The following is a 6,374-nucleotide window of genomic DNA, read 5'->3' on the forward strand; positions in this document are numbered from 1 at the left end:
AGAGACATGGCAGACATCGCATTCGAGAAGGACCTCGCCGTCACCGAGACCGGTATCGGGGGCCTCAAGGTCGTCGACCTCGCCGTCCACGGCGACTCGCGCGGCTGGTTCAAGGAGAACTGGCAGCGCGCCAAGATGTGCGCCCTGGGCATCCCGGACCTCCGCGTCGTCCAGAACAACGTCTCCTACAACGACAGCCGCGGTGTCACCCGCGGCATCCACGCCGAGCCCTGGGACAAGTTCATCTCCGTGGCCCACGGCTCGGTCTTCGGCGCCTGGGTGGACCTGCGCGAGGGCAGCGCCACCTACGGCAAGGTCTACACGACCGTGCTCGACCCCTCGAAGGCCATCTACGTGCCGCGCGGCGTGGGCAACTCCTTCCAGGCCCTGGAGGACGGCACCGCCTACACCTACCTGGTGGACGCGCACTGGTCCCTCGAGCTGAAGAAGACCTACACGTTCGTGAACCTCGCCGACCCCGAGCTCGACATCCAGTGGCCGATCCCGCTGAATCTGGCCACCGTATCCGAGGCCGACCTGAACCACCCGTACCTCAAGGACGTCGTCCCCATGGCGCCGAAGCGCACGCTCGTCACCGGCTGCAACGGCCAGCTGGGCCGTGCGGTCCGCGCGCTCGCCGAGGAGCGCGGCGTCGCGAAGGACTTCGACTTCTGCGACATCGACACCTTCGACATGTCCGACCCGGACGCCTACGTACAGTACGACTGGTCGCTCTACGGTACCGTGATCAACTGCGGTGCCTACACGGCCGTGGATAAAGCGGAGACCCCCGAGGGCCGTGTCATCGCCTGGAAGGCCAACGCGACCGGCCCGGCGCTCCTCGCCCGCACCTGCGCCGAGCACGGCATCACGCTCGTGCACGTCTCCTCCGACTACGTCTTTGACGGCACCGCCGAGGTCCATGACGAGGACGAGCCCCTCAGCCCACTGTCCGTCTACGGCCAGACCAAGGCGGCAGGCGACATCGCCGTGGCCGGCTGCCCGCGCCACTACATCATGCGCTCGAGCTGGGTCATCGGCGAGGGGCACAACTTCGTCAAGACCATGAAGGCGCTGTCCGACCGCGTCGCCGACCCGGGGGATAAGCTCACCCAGATCACCGTCGTTGACGACCAGCTGGGACGCCTGACCTTCACGCGCGACATGGCCGCGGCCATCTTCCACGTGCTGGAGAACAAGGCCCCCTACGGCACCTACGGCTGCACCGGCAGCGGCCGCGTCGCCTCCTGGGCCGAAATCGCGCGTGAGGTCTTCGAGGCCGCCAACGGCAACGGCGGCAAGGTGGTCCCGGTCTCCACGGCCGACTACTACGCCAGCGCCGCCGGCCCCATCGCACCGCGCCCGGTCCACTCCGCGCTCGACCTGTCCAAGCTGGAGTCCGCAGGCTTCGACATGCCCGACTGGGAGGAAGAGCTGGGGGAGTACCTCAAGACGCTCTAGTCGCTCTTAATAAATATGCGAGAATCAAAGCCGCCGTTCTTTAACGGCGGCTTTTCTTGTGCCTGGCGTATAGCTCTGTGCCGGTAAGTGCGGTGGTGGTCACCAAGCGAGAACAGCCTGTCGAGCTCATGCTAGGAGTTCGCGACGGGGCGGTTGACGGCGACCTGCCCGTCCCGAGTGAGCATGCAGGCCCAGTGGAAGGACTTCCCGACATCGAGCTAGAGGACGGCCCTCCTCGCGGGCGCTGCGTTGTTGGCCATGGTATCCTCCAATCGTCGGTCGATCGGAAGCCGTTTCCCGCGACACCCACATTACCTGGCCGTGGCCATCTTCCCTGAGGTCCGGCAGTTTCCTATCAGTCGTCTGAAACGGCGACGCCTGCGTCGGCAATACCCCCCGGGACCTCTTCGGGGCAGGGAAAGACGGCCGTACGCGGGCGCCCGATCGGCGGCCCAGACGGGCTTGCTTGCATCGTATGCGACACCGGGAAATGCATCAACGGGGTATCGAATAGCTCGTTTCTGACTGTAATGGGGCTTCGTCGCCGGTCGAGCAAAGTAGCCGGACCTTATGCGCTCTGGAGCGTTATCCATCTCGTAACGTTTCCCCGCCATTCATGGGCGTCTGAGTTTCTGGCATCGCTGTGGGCACCGCATCAGCTCAGATGTACTATCTATTGGTCTATTATGGCGAGGCTGTGGACGAGTTCATCGACTCGAAGTCGGGGGCGAGGATAGACGCGAAGACAGGAGGGATTCTCTGATGGATAGCGTGTTCAATGACCATGTGTTCCCTAAATACAAGGATCAACAGGTCATGAAGCCTCAGATGCATGGCTTCAATGACCCCACTTTGAGGAATTTCATGCTGTTGGACTCGTCTGCCCTGGTGAAAGACGAGCTTAAAGCCGACAGGTTCGACGATGAGTTCATTAGATCCTTCCTCAATGCCGCCAAGGAGCTTGCGGCCGCCGGGAGGAGAGCGACCGACAGGCCGGGCATGTATGTGATGCTGGAACATTCCTACGCGATTCCGGTGATGTTCCTCACAAGGCACTGTATTGAGCTTTCAATCAAGAGGGCGATAAAAAGATGTGGGGCTAAGCCTAAGAAAGACCACAGCCTTACAAACCTGTGGAACTCCTTGCTCTCGAGGTTTCCGGGGCAAAAGTGCCGTGAAGACAATACAACCATCAAGAACATGGGTGCTTTTGTAAAAGCCATTGCCGAAATCGATGACAACGGCATCAGTCTCCGCTATCCGCAGGACAAATCAGGCAGACTGACGCAGGACAGGCCGCTATTCGTGAATGACGAGGAAGTTGTCTCGTATTTGGAGAAGTTCGTAGAGCAGCTTCAGCTGATTGACTTCGATTATCTTGTCGAGAATGGTAAATAAGTGGTTGGAAGCTGGTCTTTATCGTTTGTAAAACCAGTGGTTGGAATCATGGTTGTATTAGCCGGTTAATCAGAACAGCTGTTGATTATTTTTTAACAGCTTAATTAAGATACCTGTAATTTATGCATAAAAGGTAGTGAATTGCTACCTTTACCATATGGATCTGTGAGTAAGTGCTTCGAGATGATGATGCCGATCTCGCTTCAATTTATGGGTGTATCGAAAAATAAGGGCGGAGTCGCTCTCGCGTTCCCGCCCCGCAAACCCGAATGATTCTGACTTTCCCGTTATCCGGAACGGCCGGGAAAGTTCGCGTCTCAGTCCGGAAAACCCAATGCTTAAAGCGACGATGCCAAGGGGCTACTCGGTCAGCTTCTTGCATCCGTACCAGGTCAAGGGGAGGGGCAGCCTGTAGAACGAGGTCGGCTCCATAGGGATCTCCTCGAGACTTCCGTTGCCTCGCCGAACCCACGAAGTTCCGTTTGCGTCGGTGAAAGCCGTTTCGGGTGCCGTGCGTACTCCCATTCCGTGCCCTTCCGTCGGGAGCCATGTGTACCATGCTCCAGGAGGAAGCGTGCCGACGCAGACGCGGTCGGGAAAAGCGGGACGGTTGTCCTCTCCTTTGAAAGAGGGGCCGGCTCCGCTAATCCCGACACAGGTGACGATTACGTCGTAGACGGGGGACTCGCTTTCGTTTCGAAGCACGACTAACTGCCAGACGAATCGATTGTCCTTGGGCTGATCGGTTCGGTTTCGACCCCCTTCGTACCATGCCGATATGCGGGATGGCTGATACCGCTTGATGTCGTCCTCCCTGTTCCTTTTGTTCTGGCTGCTTTTCCGCAATGCGGCAATCAAGGTCCCCAAGGTAAAGAATCCGATGAATGCTTGGACAATCAGATTGGCGATGTCTATTTTGTTGTCAAAAGTCACTGGATGGTCACCGGCTTAGCGTCGTGGGGCGATACTTCTAACTCCGAATAATAAGGGATGATCGATGGTTGCCGTTTCGTAAGCGTATAAATGGGTGCGTCTCAACAGCTTGTTTTTCTTAAGGCAAACATGCTGCAACGCCAATTCAAAGAGGTTGCGGTGATGCAAGCAAACGCCAATCGCAGGAACAAATGGGCCGACCGCATCGAGCGGTGCCTCTCGTCCAACATGAGCGCGGAAGACTGAGTAAGCTCAACCACTTGAGAGAGTCGCGCCTTTACAGGTGGTTTGCCAGATTCAGAAAAGAGGAGCCGCAACGCTTCCCCCGTAGGAACGCCGCCACGGCGAACTAGCTTGAAATCACAAGGGGCGGCATCACCGACGCGAAGTCATCGTGCCCGCGACAAACGGATCTTCTCCGATGGCCTCGGCCGCTAGCGCAGATCTAGCATCGAGTGAGTATTTGCACGTTTCCGTACCGCGAATATTGGGGGGCGCTCAAATACTCATTCGATCGAGCTTATGCCATCATTGTTGTGAACGGGGCGACCTCGGTTGCGGTTTGATCTAGCGCAGCGAAGGAAATCTTTCGCTATAAGTTTATGCAGGAGGAAATAATGGAGACATGCCGGTCAAAAGAGCCTGCTGATCAGCTCATCGATCATATTGATTCCTATCTCAGGGATAAGGACAATCAATATGCAATTGCACTTGAGGGAGATTGGGGATCGGGAAAGACCCGATTCATCGAAGGGAAACTCAACGAGTATCTCGAAAAGGGCGAATACAACCTTGTCCGCGTTTCCATGTTCGGAATTGCCACTGCTGATGATCTATACGAACGTATTGTGATGGCGCTTGTACACCTTAGCGATAAAGGTATGAAGGCGCAAGCTGCTGCCAAAACTATAGGGGGCGCCCTCAACGGTATTTCGAGGGCTTTAATTAAAAGAACGGGATTATCGGTGAATCTCGCCGTCGGGATACAATCCGTTGCCTGCCTAATGCTCAAAAAGAAGCACTTTCTTGTATTCGATGATGTGGAGAGGCGTTCTAAACATAGCGACGATTTGGCGCTATTCGGAACGATGAACGATCTTGTCGAAAGACTTGGATTGAAGGTCATGCTGGTTTCAAATGCCTGGGAAGGAAGTGATGTGCAATCGATGCGAGAGTTCGATAGGGACGTACGCGAAAAGCTAATTTGGAAAGTCTATCCTTTCAAGCCGTGCCCGTCTGCATTGGCCAAAGAAATTCTCATGGGAGATTGTCGCCCATCGGAAGACCTTGATATGCATAGCGCCATACTTGCGGGGGTAGAGGCCAGCGGATGCGTAAATGCTCGGGCAATGATTCGTGCTCATGAGCTAATCAGAAGAATTTGCAGCCTTGAGGTGCTTCAAAATACAGGAATTGCACTTCAAAACCGGTTTTACGCTCTACGGGACGCAGTCCATTTTGCTTTGTTGACCTCCATGGGGAACGCACCTTCCATGCCACAAAACGGAAAGCCAGAGGAATGGCTCAGTCCGGAGGCGCTGGAATACGATCGCAGAGTGTCTCTTTACGAGCAATACTCTGATTTCTCCGTGATAGGTAAGGCATTCGACCCTTCAGGCGATGTAGATATTGAAGATCTCGAACAAGGGTTTAAAACATACATTTGGAAACGGTACCCGAGCAACCGCGATACCCTCGAAGTTAGGGAGATCGCTAAAAGTATGCGGTGCGCTTACGATCTTGATGACGATAATGTAGATGGCCTCGCGCAGCGTTACTATGATTTAGTTACTAGAGCACATTATTCAGTCGATTGTTTGCACGACGTGCTCGAGGTTTATTACCTGCTATCTGACCTCAAATGGGAATGTCCATTTTCGCAAAATGACTTTATCAAATATTGCAAGAAAGTGATCGATGCCGATCTAGACAAAGCTTCTGAGCTCCTCTCTGGACCAGTATTTAGTGCAGACGAAAGGCGGAAAAGACGGGCGCTCGCCGAAGAACTTGAGCGTTATGCTCGGACAGAGCTGAATAAAAAGATGTCGAGTCAGTTGATGATATCTGAGGGAGCGGAGGGACTGACGGGCAGGGAGATTGCTCGACTTCTCAACGATGCTGCAGAACGCGATGTCAAAGTGTTGGTTAATGCTAGTCCGAGAGTCATTGTCGAGTCATTTTGTAGAGAAGATGCGGCGAATCAAGAGGCGCTTCGCAAGTTCTTTGTGCATCTTCATAACGTTTGGATTCCGGGTGGGGTGCCATCGGCGGATTTAGTTGAATGGATACTTGAGATAAAGACTGCACTGGAAGAAACGAACGTTGAAACGAAAACTGGATCAATGAGAAGGCGTTTGTTCTTGAGAAATCTGGAGGAGCTTGAGAGCCGATTTGGGTATCCCGTACAGAAGTAGCACCGATGCTCCACTTGCCGTGCGCTTCAGTGCCAGCGGTCTTGTTTTGCGCTTGCGCGGTGCCGGCTTGATTTCATTTGTTGCATAGATTGAAGGATGCGCCAGTCACGTCTTCTTCGGTGACGCATAATTTCTTTCGCAAATTGACAACCGCATAGCGGAACACGG

The 6,374-nt window shown here is 55.1% G+C and carries 3 protein-coding genes; all 3 read left to right on the plus strand.

From position 1 onward, the window contains the following. Positions 1-6 precede the first annotated feature (6 nt). The 3 genes from DWW73_RS07650 to DWW73_RS07665 all read left to right on the plus strand — a co-directional run bounded on the left by DWW73_RS07650 (position 7) and on the right by DWW73_RS07665 (position 6,206). Positions 7-1,461, plus strand: a complete 1,455-nt coding sequence (locus DWW73_RS07650; RefSeq protein WP_117779227.1) for a sugar nucleotide-binding protein — start codon at positions 7-9, stop codon at positions 1,459-1,461. Between the two features lie 762 nt (positions 1,462-2,223). Then, on the plus strand, positions 2,224-2,859 hold the full coding sequence (locus tag DWW73_RS07655) for a HEPN domain-containing protein (protein ID WP_055287434.1): 636 nt from the start codon (positions 2,224-2,226) through the stop codon (positions 2,857-2,859). Between the two features lie 1,550 nt (positions 2,860-4,409). Continuing rightward, positions 4,410-6,206: a P-loop NTPase fold protein gene (locus tag DWW73_RS07665; RefSeq protein WP_158563802.1), complete on the plus strand. Its 1,797-nt coding sequence runs from the start codon at positions 4,410-4,412 to the stop codon at positions 6,204-6,206. Positions 6,207-6,374: the final 168 nt, after the last annotated feature.

Origin of the sequence: Collinsella sp. AF16-8, from assembly GCF_003462695.1 — a bacterium.
Classification (GTDB): Bacteria; Actinomycetota; Coriobacteriia; order Coriobacteriales; family Coriobacteriaceae; genus Collinsella.

Bases quoted from the DNA above. Each gene is read 5' to 3' on its own strand.
- DWW73_RS07650 (WP_117779227.1), top strand. From the start codon at position 7: ATGGCAGACATCGCATTCGAGAAGGACCTCGCCGTCACCGAGACCGGT.
- DWW73_RS07655 (WP_055287434.1), top strand. From the start codon at position 2,224: ATGGATAGCGTGTTCAATGACCATGTGTTCCCTAAATACAAGGATCAA.
- DWW73_RS07665 (WP_158563802.1), top strand. From the start codon at position 4,410: ATGGAGACATGCCGGTCAAAAGAGCCTGCTGATCAGCTCATCGATCAT.